Source organism: Mesorhizobium sp. M7A.F.Ca.CA.004.06.1.1, from assembly GCF_003999135.1.
Lineage (GTDB): Bacteria > Pseudomonadota > Alphaproteobacteria > Rhizobiales > Rhizobiaceae > Mesorhizobium.
This window is the reverse complement of sequence record NZ_RZPQ01000829.1, coordinates 1-2,480: the sequence shown is the minus strand read 5'-3', so window position 1 is coordinate 2,480 and position 2,480 is coordinate 1. Positions and strand designations below refer to the sequence as shown.

The following is a 2,480-nucleotide window of genomic DNA, read 5'->3' as shown; positions in this document are numbered from 1 at the left end:
ATGCCTGGCACCCTTCCTGCCGTCGGCCTTTTCGCAGGCGGCGGTTGCCGACGCAGCAGGCCTCGGCGCCGTCATCTTTCTTGGCATCGTGCCCAGCCTGATCGCCTATGCCGCCTGGGCGACCGCGCTGTCGCGTCTGCCCGCCGCACGTGCCTCCAACTTCCTCTATCTGGTCTCGCCGATGTCCGCGCTGATCGGCTTCTTCTGGCTGGGCGAAGTTCCGACGCTGCTCGGCATAATCGGCGGCGCGCTGGCGCTGGGCGGTGTCATCGTGGTGAATTTGAAGAGATGAATATTGCCGGCCGTCCGCTTCCCTCATTCGGGAACGATGCCTCGGTCAAACGCGTTTAGCCGGTGTTTATTCGACGGAGGTCCGAATGCCGGGTGCAACGACGCACCGACGCATGCAACTGGGTGATCTATCCATTTTCTATCGCGAGGCAGGGCCGCCAGAAGCACCTGTCTTGCTGTTGCCGCACGGCTATCCCTGCTCTTCGTTCCAATTCCGCCGACTGATGCCGGCGCTCGCCGACCGCTGGCGAACGATTGCATTCGACTGGCCGGGCTTCGGATACAGTGGCACACCAGATCCGGCCGCCTTTGGCTATGATTTCGACGCCTATTGCGACGTGCTTTCCAAACTTGCCGATGAATTCGGTCTCGAGCGCTACGCCTTGTGGCTGCATGATTACGGCTCGCAGATAGGACTCCGGCATTCGATCTCGCACCCCGAGCGGATCAGTGCCCTGATCATCCAGAACGGCGACATCTACGAGGACGTGCTTGGCCCCAAATACGCCACGATCAAGGCTTGGTGGGCCGACAAGACGCCCGACAAGCACCGTCCGCTCGAGGCCGCGGTAAGTGAGGACGGGTTCCGGGCCGAGTTCATCGGAGAAGTGGCTGACGACATCGCCACGCGCGTGGCGCCCGATCTCTGGAGCCTTCACTGGCCACTGATGAACACGCCGGTTCGTCGGCAGATCGCCGTCGGTCTGATGGAGAAGCTGGAAGCCAATCTCACCTGGTTTCCGCGCTACCAGGCTTATTTGCGTGAACACCATCCGCCCACGCTGATCGTTTGGGGGCCAGAGGACGGCTATATGCCCGCGGCGTCGGCACGGGCCTATCATCGCGATCTGCCCGATGCGGAACTGCATCTGATCGAGGGGGCGGGTCACTGGCTGCTCGAGACACATTTCGACGACGCGCTGCCGCTGGTCCATGATTTCCTGGGTCGTGTTCACGGCTGATCACAGCCGGTGTCCGCTACGCTCAGTTGCTGTCCGCCTGACTGAAGGAGAACCTCATGCCGACCAAACCGACCATCGCGCGCATCTGGCGCGGCCGCACCCGCCGCGACATCGCCGACGCCTATGAGCCATACCTGCGTGCCGAGGGTATTCCGCCCCTCGAGAAGACAGCGCTTGGCGTCCAATTGCTGCGCGCGGACCGCGATGCCGAGACGTGGTTCACAACCATCTCGTATTGGGCCGACATGCAGGCGATGACCGCCTTTACCAAAGGCGAACCGACCAAAGTCCATCATCTGGACCGCGATCCCGAGTTCCTGATCGAACTGCCGGAGCGGATCGACATCCACCGGATATTCGTCGATCGCCAGGGATTGCGCTGAACGGCGAATCTGGTGGTTCGCAATCTCGCCTTCTTCGCGGTGATGTCGCTGATCTGGGGTCTGACCTGGGCGGCGATCAAGCTCGGTCTCGATGACGTGCCTCCGCTCCTGCTGGCGGCGGCGCGCTATTGCTGACCGCCGCGCTTCTGGCAACAGCGGTGCGTGGAGCCGGCGCGGCATTCGCCCACGGGCGAACGGTGGTCTCGGCATTGCTGGTCAACACCGGCACCTACGAGCGGTGAAGCGATGGCCCGCAATCCGTCCGCAGCTACCGCCGCCCGAAAAGCCGTTCGATGTCCGCCAGCTTGAGTTCGATATAGGTTGGGCGGCCGTGGTTGCAGGTGCCCGAACCGGGCGTCGCCTCCATCTGCCGCAGCAGCGCGTTCATCTCCTCGGCCTTGAGCAGGCGGCCGGAGCGCACAGAGCCGTGGCAGGCCATGGTCGCGGCTATTTTGTCCAGCCGCTCCTTCAGCGTGTCGACCGTGTCGTTGTCGGCGATCTCGTCGGCGAGGTCGCGCACCAATTGCCCGACATTGGTCTCGCCCAGCATCGACGGCGTCTCGCGCACCGCGACGGCGCCGGGGCCGAAGCGCTCGATGCCGAGACCGAAGCGGGCCAGCGTTTCCGAATGCAGCGCAAGCCGCTCGGCGTCCTCTTCCGGCAGGTCGATGATCTCGGGCAAAAGCAGCATCTGCGAGGGCACCGGGCGCGAGTGCAGCGCATTCTTCAGCGCCTCGTAGACCAGCCGTTCATGCGCCGCATGCTGGTCGACGATGATGAGCGAATCCCTGGTCTGGGCGACGATGTAGTTTTCATGCACCTGGGCGCGCGCCGCGCCCAGCAC

At 63.8% G+C, this 2,480-nt stretch carries 4 protein-coding genes and 1 pseudogene; 4 read left to right on the top strand and 1 reads right to left on the bottom strand.

Annotation, left to right across the window (positions count from 1 at the left end; all coding sequences use genetic code 11):
* The 4 genes from EN906_RS30770 to EN906_RS38855 all read left to right on the top strand — a co-directional run.
* Positions 1–292, top strand: a 292-nt coding sequence (locus EN906_RS30770) for a DMT family transporter (protein ID WP_164777489.1), incomplete at its 5' end; no start/stop codon positions are given.
* 85 nt (positions 293–377) lie between these two features.
* On the top strand, positions 378–1,253 hold the full coding sequence (locus EN906_RS30765) for an alpha/beta hydrolase (RefSeq protein WP_127271241.1): 876 nt from the start codon (positions 378–380) through the stop codon (positions 1,251–1,253).
* 56 nt (positions 1,254–1,309) lie between these two features.
* Entirely contained in the window at positions 1,310–1,636 is a 327-nt protein-coding gene (locus tag EN906_RS30760; RefSeq protein WP_127271242.1) for a hypothetical protein, read from the top strand.
* 12 nt (positions 1,637–1,648) lie between these two features.
* Positions 1,649–1,771 (top strand): hypothetical protein, encoded by a 123-nt coding sequence (locus EN906_RS38855; RefSeq protein ID WP_256748382.1) that lies wholly within the window; start codon positions 1,649–1,651, stop codon positions 1,769–1,771.
* A 133-nt stretch (positions 1,772–1,904) separates the two neighbouring features.
* Here EN906_RS38855 and EN906_RS30750 read toward each other — a convergent pair.
* Positions 1,905–2,480, bottom strand: a pseudogene (locus EN906_RS30750) (DNA mismatch repair protein MutL); the annotation flags it as partial.

What these genes read in the sequence shown, in the direction of transcription:
- EN906_RS30765 (WP_127271241.1), top strand. Translation starts at nt 378, where the DNA reads ATGCCGGGTGCAACGACGCACCGACGCATGCAACTGGGTGATCTATCC.
- EN906_RS30760 (WP_127271242.1), top strand. Translation starts at nt 1,310, where the DNA reads ATGCCGACCAAACCGACCATCGCGCGCATCTGGCGCGGCCGCACCCGC.